General features: G+C 39.2%; 21 protein-coding genes. 1 reads left to right on the forward strand and 20 read right to left on the reverse strand.

Annotated features, from left to right (window positions below; genetic code table 11):
* Window positions 1-51: 51 nt before the first annotated feature.
* The 3 genes from MKY07_RS11600 to MKY07_RS11610 form a co-directional block, all read right to left on the reverse strand.
* The gene (locus MKY07_RS11600; RefSeq protein WP_339262273.1) at window positions 52-771 is read right to left on the reverse strand and encodes a glycerophosphodiester phosphodiesterase family protein; all 720 of its coding nucleotides are present in this window, start codon (window positions 769-771) and stop codon (window positions 52-54) included.
* Complete coding sequence (locus tag MKY07_RS11605) at window positions 771-2342, reverse strand: FapA family protein (protein ID WP_339262275.1); 1572 nt, start codon at window positions 2340-2342, stop codon at window positions 771-773. Before MKY07_RS11605 ends, MKY07_RS11600 begins: the two co-directional genes overlap by 1 nt.
* A 149-nt stretch (window positions 2343-2491) precedes the next feature.
* Entirely contained in the window at window positions 2492-2926 is a 435-nt protein-coding gene (locus MKY07_RS11610; protein WP_065215711.1) for a hypothetical protein, read from the reverse strand.
* A 345-nt stretch (window positions 2927-3271) separates the two neighbouring features.
* On the opposite strand from MKY07_RS11610, the gene MKY07_RS11615 reads away from it, so the two are divergent.
* Window positions 3272-3748 carry a DNA polymerase III subunit alpha gene (locus MKY07_RS11615; protein WP_339262279.1) on the forward strand — a complete coding sequence of 159 codons (477 nt, stop codon included), beginning with the start codon at window positions 3272-3274 and terminating at the stop codon, window positions 3746-3748.
* Window positions 3749-3896: 148 nt separating this feature from the next.
* On the opposite strand, the gene spo0A is transcribed toward MKY07_RS11615, so the two are convergent.
* The 17 genes from spo0A to MKY07_RS11700 all read right to left on the reverse strand — a co-directional run bounded on the left by spo0A (window position 3897) and on the right by MKY07_RS11700 (window position 22186).
* Window positions 3897-4688 (reverse strand): sporulation transcription factor Spo0A, encoded by a 792-nt coding sequence (spo0A, locus tag MKY07_RS11620; RefSeq protein ID WP_014823486.1) that lies wholly within the window; start codon window positions 4686-4688, stop codon window positions 3897-3899.
* Window positions 4689-5032: 344 nt separating this feature from the next.
* On the reverse strand, window positions 5033-5959 hold the full coding sequence (locus tag MKY07_RS11625) for a SpoIVB peptidase S55 domain-containing protein (protein ID WP_008404226.1): 927 nt from the start codon (window positions 5957-5959) through the stop codon (window positions 5033-5035).
* A 187-nt stretch (window positions 5960-6146) separates the two neighbouring features.
* Window positions 6147-7838 (reverse strand): DNA repair protein RecN, encoded by a 1692-nt coding sequence (gene recN, locus MKY07_RS11630; protein WP_014823484.1) that lies wholly within the window; start codon window positions 7836-7838, stop codon window positions 6147-6149.
* Window positions 7839-7854: 16 nt separating this feature from the next.
* Complete coding sequence (gene argR, locus MKY07_RS11635; protein ID WP_008404230.1) at window positions 7855-8304, reverse strand: transcriptional regulator ArgR; 450 nt, start codon at window positions 8302-8304, stop codon at window positions 7855-7857.
* Window positions 8305-8702: 398 nt separating this feature from the next.
* Window positions 8703-9521 carry a TlyA family RNA methyltransferase gene (locus MKY07_RS11640; protein WP_008404232.1) on the reverse strand — a complete coding sequence of 273 codons (819 nt, stop codon included), beginning with the start codon at window positions 9519-9521 and terminating at the stop codon, window positions 8703-8705.
* Between the two features lie 3 nt (window positions 9522-9524).
* Window positions 9525-11423: a 1-deoxy-D-xylulose-5-phosphate synthase gene (gene dxs / locus MKY07_RS11645; protein WP_008404233.1), complete on the reverse strand. Its 1899-nt coding sequence runs from the start codon at window positions 11421-11423 to the stop codon at window positions 9525-9527.
* Window positions 11424-11512: 89 nt separating this feature from the next.
* Window positions 11513-12397 (reverse strand): polyprenyl synthetase family protein, encoded by an 885-nt coding sequence (locus MKY07_RS11650; protein WP_339262285.1) that lies wholly within the window; start codon window positions 12395-12397, stop codon window positions 11513-11515.
* Between the two features lie 3 nt (window positions 12398-12400).
* Window positions 12401-12628: an exodeoxyribonuclease VII small subunit gene (gene xseB, locus MKY07_RS11655; protein WP_008404237.1), complete on the reverse strand. Its 228-nt coding sequence runs from the start codon at window positions 12626-12628 to the stop codon at window positions 12401-12403.
* A complete protein-coding gene (gene xseA, locus MKY07_RS11660) occupies window positions 12625-13983 on the reverse strand; it encodes an exodeoxyribonuclease VII large subunit (RefSeq protein WP_339262287.1) in 1359 nt (452 codons plus the stop codon). Before xseA ends, xseB begins: the two co-directional genes overlap by 4 nt.
* Window positions 13984-14171: 188 nt before the next feature.
* Window positions 14172-15035 (reverse strand): bifunctional methylenetetrahydrofolate dehydrogenase/methenyltetrahydrofolate cyclohydrolase FolD, encoded by an 864-nt coding sequence (gene folD, locus MKY07_RS11665; protein ID WP_339262289.1) that lies wholly within the window; start codon window positions 15033-15035, stop codon window positions 14172-14174.
* Between the two features lie 138 nt (window positions 15036-15173).
* A complete protein-coding gene (nusB, locus tag MKY07_RS11670) occupies window positions 15174-15560 on the reverse strand; it encodes a transcription antitermination factor NusB (RefSeq protein WP_008404241.1) in 387 nt (128 codons plus the stop codon).
* Between the two features lie 501 nt (window positions 15561-16061).
* Window positions 16062-16328, reverse strand: a complete 267-nt coding sequence (locus tag MKY07_RS11675) for an aminopeptidase (RefSeq protein WP_339262291.1) — start codon at window positions 16326-16328, stop codon at window positions 16062-16064.
* Window positions 16329-16445: 117 nt separating this feature from the next.
* Window positions 16446-17936: a glycerol kinase GlpK gene (gene glpK / locus MKY07_RS11680; RefSeq protein WP_339262293.1), complete on the reverse strand. Its 1491-nt coding sequence runs from the start codon at window positions 17934-17936 to the stop codon at window positions 16446-16448.
* The gene (locus MKY07_RS11685; protein WP_008404244.1) at window positions 17936-18745 is read right to left on the reverse strand and encodes an MIP/aquaporin family protein; all 810 of its coding nucleotides are present in this window, start codon (window positions 18743-18745) and stop codon (window positions 17936-17938) included. The genes glpK and MKY07_RS11685 overlap by 1 nt, the downstream gene beginning before the upstream one ends.
* Before the next feature lie 18 nt (window positions 18746-18763).
* Entirely contained in the window at window positions 18764-20404 is a 1641-nt protein-coding gene (locus tag MKY07_RS11690; RefSeq protein WP_014823476.1) for an FAD-dependent oxidoreductase, read from the reverse strand.
* Window positions 20405-20575: 171 nt separating this feature from the next.
* Window positions 20576-20980: an Asp23/Gls24 family envelope stress response protein gene (locus MKY07_RS11695; RefSeq protein ID WP_008404246.1), complete on the reverse strand. Its 405-nt coding sequence runs from the start codon at window positions 20978-20980 to the stop codon at window positions 20576-20578.
* A 132-nt stretch (window positions 20981-21112) separates the two neighbouring features.
* Window positions 21113-22186: a mechanosensitive ion channel domain-containing protein gene (locus tag MKY07_RS11700; RefSeq protein ID WP_339262297.1), complete on the reverse strand. Its 1074-nt coding sequence runs from the start codon at window positions 22184-22186 to the stop codon at window positions 21113-21115.
* Window positions 22187-22245 lie beyond the last annotated feature (59 nt).

Below are 22245 nucleotides of genomic sequence, written 5' to 3' on the forward strand. Positions count from 1 at the left end.
CGTGAAAGTAAATTGGCGAAAATTGTAATATTCCCCCTTAACAAATCAAACTTACCGATTCACCTGGGCTTCCCGAACTAAATGGGGGAAATCTGTAATCCACCCTTTTACAATTGAATGGGGCTTTTTCAGAAAAGATTCATTACCCTGAATTCCGTAAAAACGCATGCCGATATTGGCTGTTTTACAAGCCTCTAAATATTGACCTTTATAGTACCGTTTATGTGCATGTATCGCATCAAAAAAATTTTGCTCCTCTAATGTTCCCCAATAGAATTTTCTCGTTATAATAAACCCCGTCTCGATGTCCGGCCGAATTTCTTTCACAATTTTTAATAAAGATTCGTGAAATGACGAGAAATGACTGTTTTCAGGTAAAGTAATTGTATGCAATAATTCCTTCAGCACATTTTCGTTCGTTATTAGCGATTCTTTTAGCTCCACATTCAACGCAATATTTTCTGCATTCGCCCACTCCAGTACATCCGCAAAAGCAATCATCCGGTCACGACGAAACAGCCGTTTAAACCGCGGACCTAATTTATAGTGAATGAGCTCGTCATAAGAACACTGATTAATCATTTTATTAATGCCGGCCAGTCTTTTTAAGTCATTGTCGTGAAACACCACTAAAATGCCATCATTTGAAACTTGGAGATCCAGTTCAATGCCATCTGCCCCAAGTTCTTTCGCTTTTTTAAAGGCAGCAAATGTATTTTCTAAGTGAAAGCTCGATGCCCCTCGATGGGCAAAAATGGGTATGTCATTCATTATACATTCAACTCTCCATTTTCTATTAAAAATCGCCCATTTGTAATAGACGTCAAAACAGTGGACTTTTTGCCAATCTGTATATATGTACCAGGATATGCTTCTTTCGTCACATGAATCTCTGCTTTACTAACTTCACGTAAATCGTTCATTAATTGTTTAATTTCCCGATCTAAATTTTGCGCTGTTTCCTTAGTGGAAGCGAGCTTTTGCTTTGTTATCTCAAGTGCTGCCAATTGTCGTTGTGTTAACGTATGTATAACGGGTAGGATGCGATCTATTTGACTTTCTAGCTGCACCATATCTTCCTGCATTGATTTTAGCAGAGATGCCTTGTATTGAATAACCTCAAGACTTTGTGCTTTATTTATGCTATTAATAATTAATTCAGTCTGTCTTTCCAATCGATTTCCGGTACATGCCGTAACGATAGTACTTTTTGCGATTGCTGTACCACCGATAATTTTCCCTTTCCGCTCATCGACCAATATGGAATGTGCGGATAAGTTGGATCCTAATGAATAAAATCCAATATTCAGATTTTGACCTGCAACTAAATGGGCGTCATTCACATGTTTAACGAATATATCCCCGGCAGCTTCAACAAGCGTTTCGCATAACCCGAATATGCCCCCTCGAATGAAAATATCTCCATATAGGGATTTGATCAATTTTGCGCCGGATACACCTTCTGGACCTTCAATTGAAATATCTCCATTTGCTATAACCGAAAAACCTGGCTGGACTGTTCCCTTAATCGAGACAGACCCATTAAATTCAATATTACCGGTTTCTATGCCGACATCACCAACAATCGGTAAATGGTGGTTAACACTTACCATTCCTTCATGTTCTTCAACTACTCCGCTAATTTTCGATCGAAGTACCGTTTTTCCATCTTCCTCGACTTCATATGCCGATTTCCGATCATACTTTAACTGCAAATCTCGCCCAAAAGGAGCAGGAATTGACTCTCCAAAAATATTTATTCCCGGAGTACCTGGCTGTGCATGAATTTTCTCACCAAGCCATGCGCCTTCTTCAATTTCATAAATGAAGTTCATATCATAATAATCGGCTTTACCATCTTCTCTTATGACCGGTTTCCGCTCAGGTAATTCTAAATAGGTAATTTGTGCATCATTTCCTTGGACAGGTGGGGTACCTTGCGCAATTAATGTTGCCTTCGAAGTGACAATGGATTCCAGATTTACATTTAAAATTCCGTGCGTTATGTTATTTTCAGCTAAAAGTATCTGAACTCTATTCTGAATGGACTGTACGTTTTCTTTTATATACTCCACTGTCTCATATACAAAAAGCGATGCTGACATTTTATCTCGTGAAATTTCGATCATTATTGATGGGAGCCATATTCCGATTTCTATCGATTTGTCGGTAACTTCATTCAATTCTTTTTTTAATAATGCGAAATTTGTAAGTTTAATACGAGGATGTTGGCGCAATATCGTTTCAAAATCTTTTAGCATGAAGCCTGGTTTTCGTGTGTGGATATATACTTTCCTATCTTCTTTTATTATTTCAAAAAAATGATTTTCATAAATAACCATGCCCTTCCACCTCCTCATACATTACAGTATATACAAATAGTCGATATTTGTTTAGTTAAATATTGGATGAATAGGAGGTTTTTTAGCATGTCCATCAATTAATATGAAAAGCATCTGACTCATAATTTATAAATACCTAAAATATTTTATTATAGTGAACGTTGAAATTGGAGTAAATTATGGTACATATCTGACAGGTCAGTTAAGTACCTTTCGTCTTGTGTCTCAATAGCCATAAGTGTTCTATTGATCATCAAAATATCTAGTTCGATTGAATTAGTTAAGTTTTGATGGTGTATATCATTTTCGATGATCTCGTTTCTTAATATTCCCAGCTCATTTAAATAATTCTCAAGCTCCATTTCCATCGTTTGAAGCTGTGAGTTGCTTAATGTACCGAGCAGCAATATATCGTTATAACATGTCTCACGTTGTACATGTAATTCTTCTTTATATTTTTTTACAACCTCATCAGGAGAATTGGCTGTTATCGTAGAGGATGCATCTAAATCATACGGAAATCTTACTAGAAGAACAAATGTCAGGACGCCGAGCAGGATTATTATGAATTTCCATCGTTTCATTTATCATCGCTCCTTATTGTTGTCCCCCTATTTTACTTCGAAATTGTATTAATAATATGAAATTAATATTAAAATCCTATGACAACAAAAAAAGTGTCCAGCAACAGCTAGACACAAATAGAACAATACGTTTTCAAACATATTATCCAAAGAAAGGAGGTAAAAACGAAGACGAAGAATTTCTCAGCCTTGCTACCTAATTTTACCCTTTGTTATTTTTTGTTAAACGTAAATTACAAATATTTTAATTCAAAATTCAATTTATATGATCACAAAGACTAAAAAATCTCTTTTTAGGTTAGAATACTCATAAATTATCAATGAATGTAAAAGGATGATTATGTAATGAGTGTTATTGTATTAGATAACAAAAGACTTTTTCTAAAAAGAATTAAAAGTTATGAGCTGAATACAGAAGAAATATATTATAGAAATGATAAAACAGAGGAACGATTTCTTTTCCTATTCCTTATGAATGAGGAGGAACTATGGAGTGAATATAAGTTCGAATATTTATATATTAAGATGTTTGACGGCAGCGAATATAAGTATTTCTCTGATAAAAAATTAGATAATATTTTAAAGAAAATGGATAACTACTTTAAAGAAATCGGCATTGACAGTGAAGTAGAAGATTGCTCTTATGATCTTTCTGACGATTGTTACTATGTTAGTGAAAAATTAAAAGAAATACTAGAAAATAATGAGTATTTAGCGCAAGCTGTTGATAGTTATATAATAACGAAGGATACGTTCATATTCGTTGATGAAGACATTTCAAGTATAGCGACTAGAATGGATAATTCCTTTGGCTTGGTATAAGAGCATTGAATGATCAATTCTTACTAAGAACGGGCATAAAGCATTAAAAAACGCCTTCTGAACAATTGTTCTAGGAGGCGTTTTTATAAAGTAATATTCTCGTAATAAATAATAAGTTTCCGAGGCTGAAATGAACTCAAGTAAGTTCTTAACTCGCCACCATTTCAATACGAATCTTATCTGCAATCATCGCAATGAACTCTGAGTTTGTCGGTTTTGATTTCATATGGTGCACTGTATAGCCGAACAGTTCTGAGATATTCTCATAGCTGCCGCGGTTCCAGGCTACTTCAATGGCATGGCGAATTGCACGTTCCACACGTGACGGGGTTGTCCCGAATTTTTTCGCGATTTCCGGATATAAAATTTTTGTAACTGAGCTTAATAATTCAATGTCATTGTAAACCATCTGGATCGCTTCACGTAAATAAGCATATCCTTTTATATGTGCAGGTACACCAATCTCTTTAATGATGCCTGTAATCGTTGTATCCAATAAGCGTGTATCCATTTTTGCAGGGGTGTTCGTTGATAAAACCGGTACACGTTTTTCCTGTTCGACTTTCTTTCCTGCACAATGCAGAATTTTTTGAACTAGCTGCTCAAACTCAAAAGGTTTCAACATGAAGTAAGAAGCACCGTAATTCACTGCCTGCTTCATTACATCTTCTTGTCCGAATGCAGTTAGCATAATGACTTGTGTCTGTGTATAACGCTCATCGTTATACATTTCTTCCAATACAGCCAGTCCATCCAAATGCGGCATAATGATATCCAATAGTAGAACATCGATTTTATGCTCTTCCAACATTTTAATACAGATTTTTCCGTTGGATGCTGTAGCAACAATTTCAATTTGCGGATGATTTGTAAAATACACTTCCATCATTTTTACTAATTCGCGATTATCATCTGCAATCGCAATTTTCACCTTTGACAAACAAAATCCCCCTTTAAATTCTATTTCTTATATATTCATTACAATAGCAAATTGTATGAGTTTTCTTACAAATGTCTAAACTTCTTTTGTAATACAATTGTAACAAAAATGAACGACAGTTGTCCTTCGATCTCTCTTATTTTGCATTGTCCTTTAGTGAAGTTTCGACAGAATTACTAAATTTCCTTTTCTTACACAAAAAATGAGCAACAAGTATTATCTTTTCTTACTTTATCGACAAGGAAATTTATGGTTCTACATTTGTCGATTTATCTTTATATACTATTGTAATGAAAAAAGCAAAAAAAGACTACACTTTATTAAAAAGTATAGTCTAAAGTATTTTAGTACGGGCTCTTTTTCAGCATTTCAATAACAAGAATACCGGCACCTTTTGTTGGTTCTTCGATAAACATATGTGTTACCGCACCCACAAACTGGTTATTCTGTATAATAGGACTCCCGCTCATCCCTTGAACAATACCGCCCGTTTTCTTTATAAGACGTTCATCGACGACATTGAATGTAAACGTATTATCCGTTTGTTTGTCAATTTCAATATCAAATAAATTGACTTCTTCTCCGTCGATTGCCGTTAAGATTTGTGCTTTACCCTTTTTTAATTCATTTGCATGTATAATTTCCAGCGGTGGATGCAAACTGTCATGTAATGATTGTTTCCAATTTCCAAAAATTCCGTAGACATCATTGGTTTTTACTGAACCGAGTGGCATTTGTGATTTATCTACAACTGAAATTTTATACCCTGGTTGTCCAGGCGTACTTTTCTTCACTTGTGAGATTGATGCTTCAAAGATTGCACCATCATTAAATTTTGGAGGCTGCTTCATTGTAGAATCTACAATTTGATGTCCTAGCGCTCCGTATTCCATCGTTTCAGGATCGATATACGTTAAAGTACCTATTCCATCAGTTTCACTTTTTAAAAATGGTTTTAAATGCACCAGTTCATGAGCTGATACGTTGATGTCTCGTTGTTGCTTTCCATTCTCAACGGTCAGTGTAAATGATTCGCCTTTGCCGGCAATGTCTTCTAACTGGCTTACTTTTTCACCATTCAGTTTTAAAATATGTTCTCCCTTTTTCAACCACTCACTATTTTCCAATAATACGTCCTGTGCAACCATTACATAAGGCATCTCCAACTGAACGCCAATTGAATGGCCCATTGGAATTAACGATTTTCCCAATACTTCTATTGGTGATAACATAAAAAGCAATGCAACGAGTATCGACCATTTTTTAATCATCCTTCACCTCCTCTATGCGCTTACTATGTGAAAATTTGACGGAGTTATGAACGGAAAAATTTTGTTGATATGAGGAAAAATTAGAATGTATTCGTTGTAATCCTTGCTGCTTAGGGACATTGAAACTTATACGGTTAAAAAAATAAAAAAACGTCTAAAATTTTATTAATTTTAGACGTTTTTAAATTTAGTTCATCATTTCTTTACGTTCATTGGCCATATGAATTAATTCCGAAGCATGTTGTAATGTCAGGTCTGTTATTTCAGCTCCACTCATCATGCGGCTGATCTCCACGATTCGTTCCTTTTCTTCCATTTCCGTAATCGACGTAAATGTACGGTTATGCTCTACTTGCTTTTTAATGTAGTAATGATGATCCGCCATTGCAGCAACTTGCGGCAAGTGAGAAATACATAATACTTGTGAATTGACTGAAATTGCTGCAATCTTTTCTGCAATTGCCTGTGCTACACGTCCGCTGACACCTGTATCAACCTCATCAAAAATAATTGACGTAATACCATTTGATGAAGAGAAAATTGTTTTAAGTGCCAACATCATACGGGAAAGTTCCCCTCCGGAAGCGACTTTAGGCAAGGATTTCGGTGGTTCCCCAACATTTGTTGAAATATAGAATGCGACAAAATCCTTGCCGTTTGCGTCCAGCTGATTCAATGGCTCGAATTTAACGATAAACTGCGCTTTTTCCATATGCAGCATACGTAGTTCATTCATAATCGCATCACTTAGCTTAATTGCATTTTCTTTGCGGATTGTCGTCAATTCTTCTGCAATTTTATTTAAGTCTGCTTCCATTTTCGCCAGCAATTGCTCATTTTTCTGCAATGTTTCATCTCGGTTCATAAGCTGGCTCAACTCTTCTTCGATTTTTTCGTGATACGTTAAAATCTCTTCAACTGTCGTTCCATACTTACGTTTCATATTTTGATATAAAGCAAGACGCTGCTCGACCTCATTCAAACGCTCAGCGTCATACTCTAAATCATCCAGCACATTTTTCACTTGATATGCTGCATCCTGTAATGCATAAAAGCTGGAAGTGACCGCTTCTGAAGCCTCTTTGAAATTCGAATCGAGTGCAACAATATCCTCCAGTGCATTCATGGCATTACCAATGAAATCCAGTCCGGTTCCATCATCGGAAATCGCTGAATATGCAATATTCGCACGTTCGAATATTTTATGGAAATTCATTAAACGAAGTCGTTCTTCATCCAATGCTTCTTCTTCGTCAACTTTTAATCCGGCCTGTTCCAGCTCCTGAATTTGGAATTGATATAAATCAATGCGCTGTGCCATCCGCTGCTCGTCCATACTTAGCTCAGCCACTTCTCTTTTTAACTGACGATACGCTTCAAACGCTTCATCGTACCTTGCTTTCACAGGCTGAAGCTTATTATGTGCATAATGATCCAGTAAATTGATATGGAATTTTTCATCCATAAGCTCCTGGTTTTCATGTTGCCCATGAATATCAATTAAACTGCCGCCAATATCACGCAAAACAGATAATGGGACAAGTTTGCCGTTCACTCTGCAAACGCTTTTTCCTGAATCATGCAGGTCCCGTCGTAAAATAATCGTATCTTCTTCTGATTCAATCCCATGTTCTTCAAGTTTTGCAAAAATGGGATGCTGACTATTATCTACATGAAATAATCCGCCAAGTTCAGCCTTTTTCTCTCCGTGGCGGATAAACTCCGTTGAACCGCGCCCGCCAGCCAATATATTAACCGCATCAATAATAATCGATTTTCCGGCGCCTGTTTCACCTGTCAAAACAGTTAAACCACCAAAAAAACTAACGGTTAAATCATCAATAATAGCAAAATTTCGAATGCTTAATTCTCTTAACAAACCATTCCACCTCGGTTTACAGCATATCTAATAAGCGATTTTTTATTTCTTCACGTTCGTCCTCTGTTCGACACATGATTAAAATCGTATCGTCCCCACAAATCGTTCCTAAAATTTCTGTCCAGTCCAGATGGTCAAGCAGTGATCCGATTGCATTCGCATTCCCCGGCAATGTTTTCATAACTAGAAAATGTGAAGCTCCATCAATTGAAACAAAAGCATCAGCCAACGAACGATGCAATTTTTGAATTGGGTTGAAACGTTGGTCAGCTGGTAAACTATATTTATAACGACCGTCCTGTAACGGTACTTTTACTAAATGCAATTCTTTAATATCTCGTGAAACCGTTGCTTGTGTGACGTTGTAACCCGCATTTTTCAGCTGATCGACTAAATCGTCCTGTGTCTCGATTTCGTTATTTGTAATAATATCACGGATGCGTATATGGCGCTGTCCTTTGTTCACAAAAGTCACCTCATTAAAATGTTTAGGAATATATGTATATTTACACTACCATTTGCATAAAGGAAAAACAAGAAAAAACCGTACATATGTTCAAAAATCCGTTTTTTCCGACTGTTTTCTACATGAAAATAAAAAGTAAAATCTGCAAATTTCGCATAAATTTTGTCCTGTTTCCATAGAACACTCCTTTACAAAGTCCGTTGATTTCCATTGCGGGCGGACGCTTTCCAGGGGCCCGGCTCGAGCCTGTAGTCTCTCCCACGGGCTATTCCCCTAGGAGTCGCCGCCCTCCATTCCAATCAACTTCCGTTTTCAGCAAAAATGTATGCCTCTTTTAATATGTCCATAAATAAACAAAAACACAAAACAAATCCATAGGAATCTGTTTTGTGCTTACATTATTTCAGCTGCATATGCGCGTCTTTTACGACTTGTTCGAAATTTGTGAAGGACTCTACTTCTTCACCGTCATGCGGATTATACAGGTGGAATAAAAATTCAATATTCCCTTCGCCGCCTGTAATCGGTGAATACGAAGCATCCTTTACGACAAATCCGATTTCTGTTGCCATTTTTGCTGTTTCTTCTAAAACAGCTAAATGGACTTTCGGTTCACGGACAATTCCTTTTTTCCCGACATTTTCACGACCTGCTTCGAATTGCGGCTTTACAAGTGCCATAACATCGCCACCTTGCACTAAAATGGTTTTTAGCACAGGCAAAATCAGTGATAACGAAATGAAGGAAACATCGATGGTTGCAAAACTTGGTAAGCCTTCTATCAAGTCTTCAGGCTTTGTATAACGGAAATTGGTTTTTTCCATAACCGTTACACGCTCATCCGAACGGATTTTCCATGCAAGCTGGTTTGATCCTACGTCCAGTGCATAGCAGTGACGGGCGCCGTTTTGCAGTGCACAATCTGTAAATCCGCCTGTTGAAGAGCCGATATCAAGCATTAGCTTACCTTCAACAGATAGATCAAAAATTTCCAGTGCCTTCTCCAGCTTTAAACCGCCTCGTGACACATATTTTAACTGTGAGCCTTTAACTTGCAGCGGTGCATCGATTTCGATTTTTTCCCCTGCTTTATCAATGCGGATTTCGTTTGAAAACACGAGACCAGCCATAATCGAGCGTTTTGCCTTTTCACGCGTCTCACATAACCCGCGCTCAACAAGCATTACATCTACTCGTTCTTTTTTTTGCTTTGTCATTCTTTATTTAACCCTATCCGACTGTTTATTCGGTACAAGCTGCGTAATACGTTTTACCGCTTCTTCAGCTGTCACGTTTATTTCTTCTAATAATAAATCAACTTCACCATGCTCGATAAATTCATCCGGAATCCCGATACGCTCAATTTGAACATTACGGTACTTCTTATCAAATGCAAATTCCAGCACAGCACTGCCGAATCCGCCTTGCAGCAACGATTCTTCAATCGTTAAAATCGGCAGGTTTTCCTGCATAATCTCATGCAGCATTGCTTCATCCATCGGTTTAATGAAACGTGCATTAACAACACGTACATCAATGCCTTGGTATGCCAATTGTTCTGCTGCCTTCATTGCCATTGGAATCGTTGTACCGAATGTCAGAATCACCGCATCCGTACCTTCACGCAACACTTCCCATGAACCGATCGGCAATGCTTTCATTTCCGCATCCATTTCAACGCCTAAGCCATTGCCGCGAGGGTAACGAAGCGCAATTGGACCATCATTATAATCAATTGCTGTTTTCACCATATGCTGACCTTCATTTTCATCTTTAGGCATCATCAGGACAATATTTGGAATATGTCGCAAGAACGAAATATCAAATACGCCTTGATGTGTTTCACCGTCCGCGCCAACAAGGCCAGCACGGTCAATACCGATGAAAACATTTAAATTCGGACGTGCAATATCATGCAGCACCTGGTCATATGCACGCTGTAAAAACGTAGAATAAATCGATAAAAACGGTTTCATATGCTGTGTTGCAAGACCTGCCGCCATTGTTGTTGCATGCTGCTCGGCAATCCCGACATCAAAGAAGCGATTCGGGAAGTCTTTTTGAATTCCTTCAAGTTTAGAACCGACAGGCATTGCCGGTGTAATTGTTACAATACGGTTATCTTCCTTCATGCATTTACGAACCGACTCCGCCACTAAGCTGCTCCATGCCGGACCTTTTGTAGAAGATTTTACGAAAGCACCCGTTTCCATTTTATATGGACCTGTTCCATGCCAAGTACCAATTGTATCGTCTTCGGCAGGTTTGTAGCCTTTACCTTTTTTCGTCAATACATGGACTAGTACAGGACCTTGTACTTTTTTCGCATATTCCAATGTTTTTTCCAATGCTTCAAAATCATGTCCGTCAATTGGACCTAAATATTTGAAACCTAATTCCTCAAAGAATACACCTGAAACAACTAAATACTTTAGGCTGTCTTTCACACGTTCAGCAGTAGCGGCCAGCTTATCGCCAACCATTGGAATTTTATGAATTAATGATTCCAAATCTTCTTTTGCACGTGAATATTCTTTTGCCGTACGCAAGCGTCCTAAAACGTCATGCAATGCCCCAACGTTCGGTGCAATCGACATTTCGTTATCGTTTAAAATAACGATCATATTCGTTTTTTCATGACCAATATGGTTCAAAGCTTCCAGTGCCATTCCGCCTGTCAATGCACCATCACCGATAATCGGTACAACAAAGTTTTTGTCCCCTTTAATATCTCTTGCCGCAGCCATACCCATCGCTGCAGATAAAGACGTGGAACTATGCCCTGTTTCCCACATATCGTGCTCACTTTCGACAAGCTTCGGGAAACCGCATAGTCCTTTAAATTGACGCAATGTGTCAAATTGACTTGCCCGGCCTGTTAAAATTTTGTGGACATATGCTTGATGCCCGACATCCCATAAAAATTTATCCTTTGGACTGTTAAAAGCTTTATGCAGTGCAATCGTCAGCTCAACAACACCTAAATTCGGGCCAATATGACCACCCGTAATTGAACATTTTTCGATCAGAAAAGCGCGAATTTCTCCAGCCAGCGCTTCTAGTTGCTTTTTATTCAAGTCTTTCAAAAAGGATGGACTAGAAATTTTCGTTAAATCCATCTCATCCACACACCTTTTCATCAGTTTATTCACCGTTGTGATTTTTCTATTATATCAATGTACAACACAAGACAAAAGTTTAACACATTTTAGTTACTACGTCTCACAATATACTGCGCAAATTGTCGAAGCAATGTTGTATCAATGTCAATTTTTTGTAATGCTTCAATCGCCAGCTCATAATGTTCGTCAAGCTTTTGTTTTGCACCGTCTAATGTAAGTAAAGCAGGGTATGTACTTTTATCGCTTGCTACGTCTTTTCCTGCTGTTTTCCCTAGCTGTTCCGAAGTTCCTTCAATATCTAAAATATCATCTTGAATTTGGAAGGCTAAACCGATATGGTGTGCATATTCCACTAATGCTTCACGATCAGAAATACTTGCATTTGCCAGCACAGCACCCGCTTCAATACTAAAACGAAGTAATGCGCCTGTTTTGTTTACATGAACTGTTTCAAGCTCCTTTAGATTCAATAGACGTTTTTCTCCGTCCATATCCAGTACTTGTCCGCCGACCATTCCTTCAGCACCTGCGGCAACACTTAATAGGTTCACGAGCTCAATACGTTTTTCTGCAGAAAGATTATTCAGACGTGCGATGACACCAAATGCCAATGTGTTTAGAGCGTCACCAGCCAAAGTTGCCAATGCTTCGCCGTACACAACATGATTCGTTGGCTTTCCTCGGCGCAATTCATCATCATCCATACTTGGCAGGTCATCATGGATTAACGAATACGTATGGATCATTTCAACAGCGGATCCTACTGTATAACTTGTCTCAAGAGACTGATTATACATTTCGCAAACTGCCACAACAAATAACGGACGAATTCGTTTGCCCCCTGCTTTTAATGAATACAGCATCGATTCTTTTAAATGTGCCGGTGCTTTAATCGATTCAACGAGTTCATACATTGTCATTTCCAGCTGCGGTATATTATGATCAATAAACTGCTTTAACATGTTTTCCATCTGTTAGTCTTCTCCATTTCCTTGTTGGAAAGCTTTCTTTTCACCATCTTCTCCAACGATTGAAATTAATTGTTGTTCTGCATTTTGCAGTGTATCATGACAAAGTTTTGATAGTTCCATTCCCTTTTTATAAAGGTCAATGGCTTCTTCCAGTGGAACATCTCCTTGTTCAAGTTTACGTACAACTTCTTCTAATTCTGTCATTGCTGTCGCAAATGTCGGTTTTGTCACTTTGTTTCCCCTTCCTTTTGCACATGCTTTTTCTCAATTTTCGCTTCGGCATATCCATCCTGAAACGTCACTTGAATCACGTCGCCTTTTTCCAGCTCGTGAACTGATTTTACTACGTTTTCCTCTTTATATGCCACGCTAAAGCCTTTACTCATTAATGCGAGCGGATTTAACGCCTCCAGCATACGCAGCTGATTTGTAAAAGCGACTTTATTTTGTGCGAGCTGTTGCTGCATTCGATTCGTTAACGTTTGCGTACGGTGTGTAAGCTGCTGTTTGGCTGCAGTTAACTGATGCACCGGCGAATACAGCTTCATTTTGCTGTCAATTGACTGTAACTTTGATTTTTCATTCATCATATAGAGCTTCGTCGCATTTTGTAGTGATAAGTCCACCTGCACAAGCCTTTCAATAAAAGGACGATATAATCGCTCAGGTGTTGCAAGCGGATAGGAATTTTGCAGTTTTGTTAGGCGATTTCGTTCAAAATTGAGCTTTGATGTCATCATTTGATGAAGAATAGACTGATAGTGAAGAATTTGCTGGTATAGCTGCTGCTGATTTGGAACAGCCAGTTCTGCCGCAGCAGTTGGTGTCGGTGCACGTAAATCCGCGACAAAATCCGCAATTGTCGTATCGGTTTCATGTCCGACCGCACTAATAACCGGAATACGGCTTTCAAAAATCGCCCGTGCGACGATTTCTTCATTAAATGCCCATAAATCTTCAATCGATCCGCCACCACGTCCAACTATCAGAACATCACAAAATCCATGGCGGTTCGCTAAATAAATATTCTCTGTAATGTTTGGAGCCGCACCTGCACCTTGTACGAGCGTCGGATAGATTAAAATTTCAGCCTGCGGATATCGGCGGTTAATCGTTGTGCATATATCGCGAATAGCTGCACCAGTCGTCGCCGTTAAAACACCGATCGTTTTCGGAAATTGCGGAATCGGCTGTTTAAAATTTGGATTAAACAATCCCTCATTTTGCAGACGTTCCTTTAACTGGTTAAAAGCGACAAACAAACCGCCAATCCCATCCGGCTCCATCGTCTGTGCATAAAGTTGGTATGCACCACTCGCTTCATAGACATTCACATCGCCCCGTATAAAAACTTTCATCCCTTCTTCCGGCTTAAAGGAAAGTTTCGAAGCCTGTGAACGGAACATCGTAGCGTTAATACGTGAACTGTCATCTTTCAGCGTGAAATAAATATGACCTGAACTATGTACTTTTACATTTGAAAGCTCTCCCGTTACGTAAACATCACGTAAATGCGGATCGGCATCAAATTTTCGTTTAATATATTTTGTTAATGCTTTGACGGATAAATAAGAATTCGATGTCATAAACGTATTGCTCCTTTACGGTAGTTCTTTTCTGTATGTGTGATTTCCATTGTGTACGGAAACCCCGGTTTATTAAAAAATAAGCGGAACATTTACCGCTACTTCCCTCTTGTTTACTTTCTATTGTATCGTATAAGCTAAAAATCACGATTTTGATCTACATCAAAATCGTGATTTTTGAAGTTAGATTAATTCTCTTGACGTTCTAACTCTTTTTCAGCTGCTTGTACTGTATTTTCCAGTAACATCGTGATTGTCATAGGGCCGACACCGCCTGGAACGGGTGTAATATGTGAAGCAATCCCTAGTACATCATCAAAATCCACATCACCGCATAGACGGTTGTCTTCATTTCGGTTAATCCCTACATCAATGACAACTGCCCCTTCTTTAATATGCTCACTTGTAATAAAGTTCGCACGACCGACTGCCGCAATTAAAATATCGGCCTGTTTCGTAAAGTACGGTAAATCCGGTGTTTTAGAATGTGTATATGTAACTGTAGCGTCTTTTTGCAACAATAGTTGCCCCATCGGTTTCCCGACGATATGGCTGCGTCCTACGATGACTGCATGCTTTCCTGCAACGTCTATTCCCGCATGTTCGAGCATTTTCATAACCCCATAAGGAGTACATGGCAAGTATGTATCCTGTCCAAGCATCATTTTCCCTACACTAATCGGTGAGAATCCGTCCACATCTTTCTCCGGAGAGATCGTTTGAATTACTTTGTCCTCATTGATATGTTTCGGTAATGGAAGCTGAACGAGAATACCGTGAATTGAAGCTCGTTCGTTTAATTCACGAATTTGTTCAAGTAAAGCCTGTTCTGAAATTTCTTCAGGTAGTTTGACAAGTTCCGAATACATCCCAATTTGCTCACAAGACTTTTGCTTGTTTGATACGTATGTTTTGGATGCCGGATTGTCGCCTACTAAAATGACGGCTAAGCCTGGTGTAATCCCTTGCTCTTTTAGCGCCTGTACACGAGTAGCGACCCCTGTTCGAATTTCTTGACCGATTTCTTTACCATTAATAATTACGCTTGACATGTTGTTGCTCCTTCCAGTGATTACGACAATCGGAAAGGTTGCCTACTGCTTGTATTAAAAACACACACGATTATTATGACAACCTACCAGTTAAATCTTGATATATTAATCTTTAAAGAATTGAATACATTTGTTGATTTATTGCTCAGTAAATTTCGAAAGTACACCATTGACGAACTTGCTTGATTTCTCGTCACCGAATGTTTTAGAAAGCTCGATTGCTTCGTTCATGATAACTTTGTTTGGCGTTTCTTCAGCGTATAATAATTCATATACAGCTAATCGTAAAATTGTTCTCTCAATTTTTGGCAGACGGTTGATCGTCCATTTTTCTAGGTTTTTTTCTAGCGCTGCATCAATTGCTTCGATATTTTCAGTTGTCCCACGAACTAATTGCTCCAAAAAGGCATTTGATTTTTGTTCTTCTTCAAGAACATGGCCAATTGCCTCTTCTATTGTTAATTCTGTGCTGTCTAACTGAAACAAAGCTTGTAACGCTTTTTGACGCGCCTCTGTTCGTTTCATAAATAATAGCTCTCCTTCATAAGTAGCATTACTTGATATCATAGCATATTTTGCAAGGCATCGCACAGTTTGACAGAAAATTTTTGGCTGCAAAAAGAGATTTTTGTATTCTTCCTTAAAATGGTGAAATTTACGATAAAAAAACGACATGTTTGAGATAAATCAACATGTCGTTTATATTAATTCCGTTAATAAAATACCAGGTTTTTATATTAGGTAGTTGATTTCCATTGCGGGTCGGACGCTTTACAGGAGCCCCGAGGCCAACAGGATGTTGGTCACAAAAGCGTTGCCACAGGAAGTGGCGTTCTTAGCTTTTGTTCCTCATCTCTCCCACGGGCTAATCCCCTAGGAAGCTTGCTTGTAGCGAAAGGCGATAGCCGTCAGCTAATGTTTTCACAGTGCGAAAGGTGAAACCGTCAGCACGAACACTCGCCTCCCCTCCATTTCAATCAACTCGTTATAAAACTTACTGAAGGCATCTTACATTATAATGTGAAATTAATTATTGTGTAACGGGATCATTAGCGTGCCTGTTTCGCGCTTGTTGTTATCCGATTCAGGGAATTCAAATAGGTACGTAATTTGTTCAGCTGTTTCTTTTATTACGTAGAACTGGAAATGCTCCATATTTTCCAGGAAATATCGGATATCCTGCATTGCCATCAGCTCTCCTACTTCTTCATAGTGTGCCAATGCTTGCTTAAAATAAGCGTTAATCAAATTTAAATCTTCTTCATTTGCTATACGAATATAATCTTTGCTCATATCATTTTAACTCCTCAACTAGATTATGACCTATTATAGCATAATTCCAATAGAGAATAGGAAGCTACTGCCAAACGACTTGTCCGGTCATTTATTTTCATGTACTTTTCCTTACCATCACTTAAACGCTTGCGCTGCTTTAACGGCCTTGTGCCAGCCTGTAAATAATGATTCACGCTGCTCTTCATCCATTGCCGGCTCGAATTGACGATTGAGTTGCCAATGTTGTTGCACTTCATCGAGGTTCTCCCAGAATCCGACAGCCAATCCGGCTAAATACGCTGCGCCAAGTGCCGTCGTTTCATTGACTGAAGGACGGTCAACAGGCACATTTAAAATATCTGACTGGAATTGCATTAAAAAGTCGTTCATCACAGCACCACCGTCAACGCGCAGTTTCCTTAAGTCGATGCCTGAATCGGATTCCATAGCCGATAACACGTCCCGAGTTTGATAGGCAAGTGATTCCAAAGTCGCACGGATAAAATGTTCCTTCGATGTGCCGCGTGTTAAACCGAATACCGCACCGCGCACTTCACTATCCCAATACGGCGTTCCAAGTCCTACAAATGCCGGCACAACATATACACCATCTGTATCTTTTACACGAGCAGCATATGCCTCACTCTCGGCAGATTTCCGGAACATCCGTAGTCCGTCACGAAGCCACTGAATGGCCGAACCGGCTACAAAGATACTTCCTTCAAGCGCATATGTCACTTTGCCATCATAACCCCATGCGATAGTCGTAAGAAGACCGTGCTCTGACTTTACCGCTTCCTCACCTGTGTTCATCAGCATGAAACAACCGGTACCGTAAGTATTTTTCACCATTCCTTGTTCATAGCAAGCTTGACCGAATAATGCCGCCTGTTGATCTCCTGCAATACCTGCGATCGGTACACGATGCCCAAAGAAATGATTACCCGCAATTTCTCCGTATATTTCAGAGGAAGGTTTCACTTCAGGAAGCATGGATGCAGGAACCCCTAAAATGTCCAGCAATTCTTCATCCCATTTTAAATCATAAATATTATACATTAATGTTCGGGAAGCATTCGAGTAGTCCGTCACATGAACAGCTCCTTCTGTAAGCTTCCAAATAATCCATGTATCAATTGTTCCGAATAAAAGGTTACCCGCTTCCGCTTTTTCTCGTGTTCCTTTTACATTGTCCAATATCCATTTTACTTTCGTGCCGGAAAAATAAGCATCGATGAGCAAACCGGTTTTATTACGGAACAGCTCATTATGCCCCGCTTCCTTTAAGGAATCACAAATATCCGCAGTTTGGCGTGATTGCCATACGATGGCATTATATACCGGTTCACCCGTATTTTTATCCCACACAACAGTCGTTTCTCGTTGGTTTGTAATCCCGACTCCTTCGATTTGTGACGCCTGAATATTATTTCCCGATAATACCTTTGCAATTACCGATAAAATGGAACTCCAAATTTCCTTTGCATTATGCTCAACCCAACCCGATTTCGGGAAATATTGTTTAAATTCCTGTTGTGCTGTATGAACGATATCCCCTTTTTTATTGAATAAAATGGCACGTGAACTCGTCGTGCCCTGATCTAACGCCATAATATATTTTTCCATTATACTGTCTCCTTTTTAACGGATTTGGATTGTGTGATAAATGCAATGACACAAATGACAACAAATAACGTTGTAAACAGCCAAAATGCCACTGAATTTTCATTTAAAAAGAATTGTTTGTAAAACAGTGCGCCTGTGACGCCACCAATAATCGGTCCGACAATTGGCACAAAGGCATAAGACCAGTCTGAATCACGCTTACCTGGTATCGGTAAGAAAAAATGCGCGATGCGGGGTCCTAGATCACGGGCTGGGTTGATGGCATAGCCTGTAGGTCCGCCTAAGCTCATACCTATGGCGATAACAATAATACCAACAAGCAACGGATTAATACCATCCGCCAATGAATTACCGCCTAATGCTAAAATTCCTAATAATAATATAAATGTCCCTATCATTTCTGTTACGATGTTTGCCAAAGGATGACGAATGGCAGGAATTGTAGCAAAAACAGCTAATTTCGCATCTTGATCTTTTGTTTGTGACCAATGTGGCAAATAAGCAAGATATACGACAATTGCACCGAGAATTGCCCCTAATATTTGTGCAATAATATACATCGGAACATCCGCCCATGGGAAGTCACCAATTGTTGCAAATGCTATTGTCAATGCAGGGTTTAAGTGGGCACCACTCACTCCGCCTACAGTATATGCCGCGATAGCCACGGCAAAACCCCAGGCAATCGTAATTACGACCCAGCCGCTATTTTCCGCTTTGGAAAATTTCAGCAAGGATCCAGCAACAACCCCGCCACCTAAAATAATTAAGATCATTGTTCCTACTAATTCTGCTAAAAATGTTGACATTCCCTTCGCCTCTTTTCACTAAGTCATTGTTACGTCTTGTAGTTCATGTTCTAGTTGATCTGTATGCTGCTGCTTTTCTTCTGCTGTCCAGTTTAGGTAGTCGCTCATTTCATCAATAACAAGCTGTTTATATTGTCTCACCAGATGGATGTTAAATAAGAGTGCGCCTGTACGACGAACGAAAAAGTCACTCGGTGTACATGCACTTTCCTCATTTATTGCATAGTACAACTGGCCATATACGATCGGCGGTAAGTTTCCTTTTGCCTGTTTAATATAATCGAATACTTTATCGACATTAGTACCATAGAATTTTGCTAAGTAATGGCTTTGTTCCTCCGTTAAGCCAAGCTCCTGGCCTTTCATTGTCCGTTTTTCAACAAATGATTCGAAAAATTTAGAGCCGCTCGTTTCTCCGCCCGAAATAGGCAGGTTTTTGGTAATCGATTTACCGTATTTCAACTGGTATTCATCGTTTAATTGTTTTACAACAAGGTCCACAATTTTTTCAGCCATTTTACGGTAGCCTGTCAGTTTTCCTCCTGCAATCGTAATCAATCCGCTTTCTGATTGCCAAATTTCATCTTTTCGTGAAATTTCGGACGGTCCCTTACCTTCTTCATGGATAAGCGGTCTCACCCCCGCCCATGCCGATTCGATTTTATCTTCTGTCAGCTGCAGTTGCGGGAACATATAATGAATCGCATCCATAATATATTGTCGGTCCTCTTTTGTTACCTTCAGATCTGCAGGATCCCCTTCATAAAATGTATCCGTTGTTCCAACGTATGCTTTACCATCTCGTGGAATCGCAAAAATCATCCGACCATCTTTTTCTGTATCAAAATAGATCGCTTGCTGCAGAGGGAAATCATCCGCGTCGAAAACAAGATGCACACCTTTCGATAAAATAAGGTGTTTGTTATCAAGTTCCCCATCTAATTTACGCACTTCATCAACCCATGGGCCTGCTGCATTGACCACTTTCTTCGCACGAATTTGAAATTGTTCCCCAGTAAGCTGATCTTCCACCGTCACTGTAGAAAATGCCACGTTATTCGCTTCAATTCCCACAACCTTCAAATGGTTCATTGCAAGTGCCCCGTTGGCAACAGCTGCTTTCATCACTTCGATTGTCAGGCGTGCATCGTCTGTACGATATTCGACATAAACGCCGCCACCGAGCAAACCATCCTTTTTAATAAGCGGTTCACGGGCAATCGTTTCATCTGCAGATAGCATAAAACGGCGTTCACCTTTTTTCACATTCGCTAAAATATCGTATACTTTTAATCCCAGCGCTGTCGAAAACGAACCAAATGTCCCTCCTTTATGGAAGGGCAGCAACATCCATACAGGCGTTGTTACATGCGGTCCGTTTTCGTAAACAATTGCCCGCTCTCGACCGAGCTCGGCAACCTCTTTAATTTCGAATTGTTTTAAGTACCGCAGGCCGCCGTGAACAAGTTTTGTCGATCGGCTACTCGTTCCTTCCGCAAAGTCCTGCATTTCTGCCAACCCTACTTTTATCCCTCGTGTGGCGGCATCAAGTGCAATACCCGCACCTGTAATTCCTCCACCAATAACAAACAGATCAAAGGTTTCTTCTATGAATGTTTTTTTCAATCGCTCTCTTGCATTTGCAGAAAAGTTTCCCATACCGTTTCCTCCTTACCAAATGAAGCTTTAAATCTATACCCTATTTTCACCTTGTTCACATCCTAAAATTCACGAAATTATGAAAAAATATTTAAAATAAGAGCTTCAGTGTTGAGGAATCAAAAAAAGAACCGAGCATCAATTAATTGAGCTCGGTTCTTGTTTATACAATTATTCTGCGTCTTTTGAAGTTTCGAACTGGATCCCTGTAATATGGATATTCACTTCGCTTGTTTCGATGGCTGTCATATTTAAAATGGCTTGTCGAATCGTTGTTTGCACTTCTTTCGCCACTTTTGGAATGGCATACCCATATTTTACAGTGCAGAATACATCAATAACAATATTGCCTTCTTCCGACATTGCTGACTTGATGCCTTTGGAATGGACTTTTTTACCGAAACGCTCGGCAACACCTGATGCGAAATTTCCGCGTGTTGCTGCGATTCCCTCTACTTCTGTTGCAGCGATACCTGCGATAACTTCAATTACTTCTGGCGCGACTTCAATCTTCCCTAATTCTTCTTTACCAACCGGTGTTGGTTGTACGAATGCTACTTGTTGTTTCTCAGCCATTTGCGATACATCCTCTCTTATGTAAACTAATGGATTTCTAACGCTTGTTACTTTAAATCCTTAAGTTCAGTATACTACAATTATAGACCGGATGTAGAACGGTTGCGCCACATTTTGTAATTTTGGCAATGGTCATCCATTATTCCATGCATACTGACCTTCATTCGGATCAATTAGTTTTATGTCATATACTTCACAGTAATGTTTTGCAACAAATAATATTTCCTGACGTACTTGCAGCATACTGCCTGTATCATTCGTTTCGACAAAATACCGAATGAGAATACGGCAGCTTGTCGGCATTAGCTCATCCATCGCTACATGAATAATTTTTTTCGAAATTTTCGGATGTAGTGAAATTTGCTCTCGTACAGATTCCAAAAACTTCACAATACTTTCCTCACTGTTTTCATTTGATATATGCAGGAAATGCTCCACTTTTCTTTCTGTACGATTGGACAGATTATAAATCGGACGATTGACTAAATACGAGTTTGGTACATAAACTGTTCCTTTATCGGATGTTTGAATAACGGTACTGCGCAAATTAATATCCTGTATAGTCCCGTCAATTTTCTCGTCACCCGACATAATCCAATCACCGATCTGAAATGGTTTATCCAACGCAACACTCATCCCGCCGAAAATATGCGCGAGCGTGTCACGAATACCAAATGCGAGCGCCACACCTGTTAATCCAATTGCAGTTAAAAACCCGTTTAAATTAAAGTTCCACAGTGAGGCAATTGTAAACATCGCAATGCCCATGACCGCGACTTTACTCATCCGCAAGAAAAATGGGGTTAAAATATCCTGATCTTTCCCTGTTTCAAATCGATGTGGGTTTTTCAAATAAAAACCAAGTACATCATACAGTGCTTTAAATGCAAAAAATACATAGACTGAATCAATATAAATACTTAGTTTCGCATTTTCAAAAAGCCATACTTCCACTAATAAAGATGCTGCCATCACAATCAGGCTGAAAATAATCGCGTTACGTATTGATGGGTAGACACTCTTTGTAATGTCACCGAATACCGGATGATTTTTTTTATTGAACAAATCCGCTATTTTAAAAAGCAGCGGCCGTATTATAAATCGAATGACGATTAAACCAACGATAATTATTGCAGCAGCCGCCAGACAATCTGCTACAGTCGGTGCAGTAACAGACGGAATTAACCATTTTATCGATTCCCACATAACAATCACCTTCTTAAACCTTCTTTACAACTACAAGACAAAATCATACCATGTAAAGA

Source organism: Solibacillus sp. FSL W7-1472 (assembly GCF_037969775.1).
Taxonomy (GTDB): domain Bacteria; phylum Bacillota; class Bacilli; order Bacillales_A; family Planococcaceae; genus Solibacillus; species Solibacillus silvestris.

What these genes read in the sequence shown, in the direction of transcription:
- xseA (WP_339262287.1), bottom strand. Translation starts at nt 13,983, where the DNA reads ATGACATCGAATTCTTATTTATCCGTCAAAGCATTAACAAAATATATT.
- MKY07_RS11610 (WP_065215711.1), bottom strand. Translation starts at nt 2,926, where the DNA reads ATGAAACGATGGAAATTCATAATAATCCTGCTCGGCGTCCTGACATTT.
- MKY07_RS11600 (WP_339262273.1), bottom strand. Translation starts at nt 771, where the DNA reads ATGAATGACATACCCATTTTTGCCCATCGAGGGGCATCGAGCTTTCAC.
- MKY07_RS11700 (WP_339262297.1), bottom strand. Translation starts at nt 22,186, where the DNA reads ATGTGGGAATCGATAAAATGGTTAATTCCGTCTGTTACTGCACCGACT.
- MKY07_RS11605 (WP_339262275.1), bottom strand. Translation starts at nt 2,342, where the DNA reads ATGGTTATTTATGAAAATCATTTTTTTGAAATAATAAAAGAAGATAGG.
- MKY07_RS11625 (WP_008404226.1), bottom strand. Translation starts at nt 5,959, where the DNA reads ATGATTAAAAAATGGTCGATACTCGTTGCATTGCTTTTTATGTTATCA.
- MKY07_RS11695 (WP_008404246.1), bottom strand. Translation starts at nt 20,980, where the DNA reads ATGGCTGAGAAACAACAAGTAGCATTCGTACAACCAACACCGGTTGGT.
- folD (WP_339262289.1), bottom strand. Translation starts at nt 15,035, where the DNA reads ATGTCAAGCGTAATTATTAATGGTAAAGAAATCGGTCAAGAAATTCGA.
- MKY07_RS11615 (WP_339262279.1), top strand. Translation starts at nt 3,272, where the DNA reads ATGAGTGTTATTGTATTAGATAACAAAAGACTTTTTCTAAAAAGAATT.
- MKY07_RS11685 (WP_008404244.1), bottom strand. Translation starts at nt 18,745, where the DNA reads ATGTCAACATTTTTAGCAGAATTAGTAGGAACAATGATCTTAATTATT.
- MKY07_RS11640 (WP_008404232.1), bottom strand. Translation starts at nt 9,521, where the DNA reads ATGACAAAGCAAAAAAAAGAACGAGTAGATGTAATGCTTGTTGAGCGC.
- MKY07_RS11690 (WP_014823476.1), bottom strand. Translation starts at nt 20,404, where the DNA reads ATGGGAAACTTTTCTGCAAATGCAAGAGAGCGATTGAAAAAAACATTC.
- MKY07_RS11675 (WP_339262291.1), bottom strand. Translation starts at nt 16,328, where the DNA reads ATGAGCAAAGATTATATTCGTATAGCAAATGAAGAAGATTTAAATTTG.
- MKY07_RS11650 (WP_339262285.1), bottom strand. Translation starts at nt 12,397, where the DNA reads ATGGAAAACATGTTAAAGCAGTTTATTGATCATAATATACCGCAGCTG.
- nusB (WP_008404241.1), bottom strand. Translation starts at nt 15,560, where the DNA reads ATGAAACGAACAGAGGCGCGTCAAAAAGCGTTACAAGCTTTGTTTCAG.
- dxs (WP_008404233.1), bottom strand. Translation starts at nt 11,423, where the DNA reads ATGGATTTAACGAAAATTTCTAGTCCATCCTTTTTGAAAGACTTGAAT.
- glpK (WP_339262293.1), bottom strand. Translation starts at nt 17,936, where the DNA reads ATGGAAAAATATATTATGGCGTTAGATCAGGGCACGACGAGTTCACGT.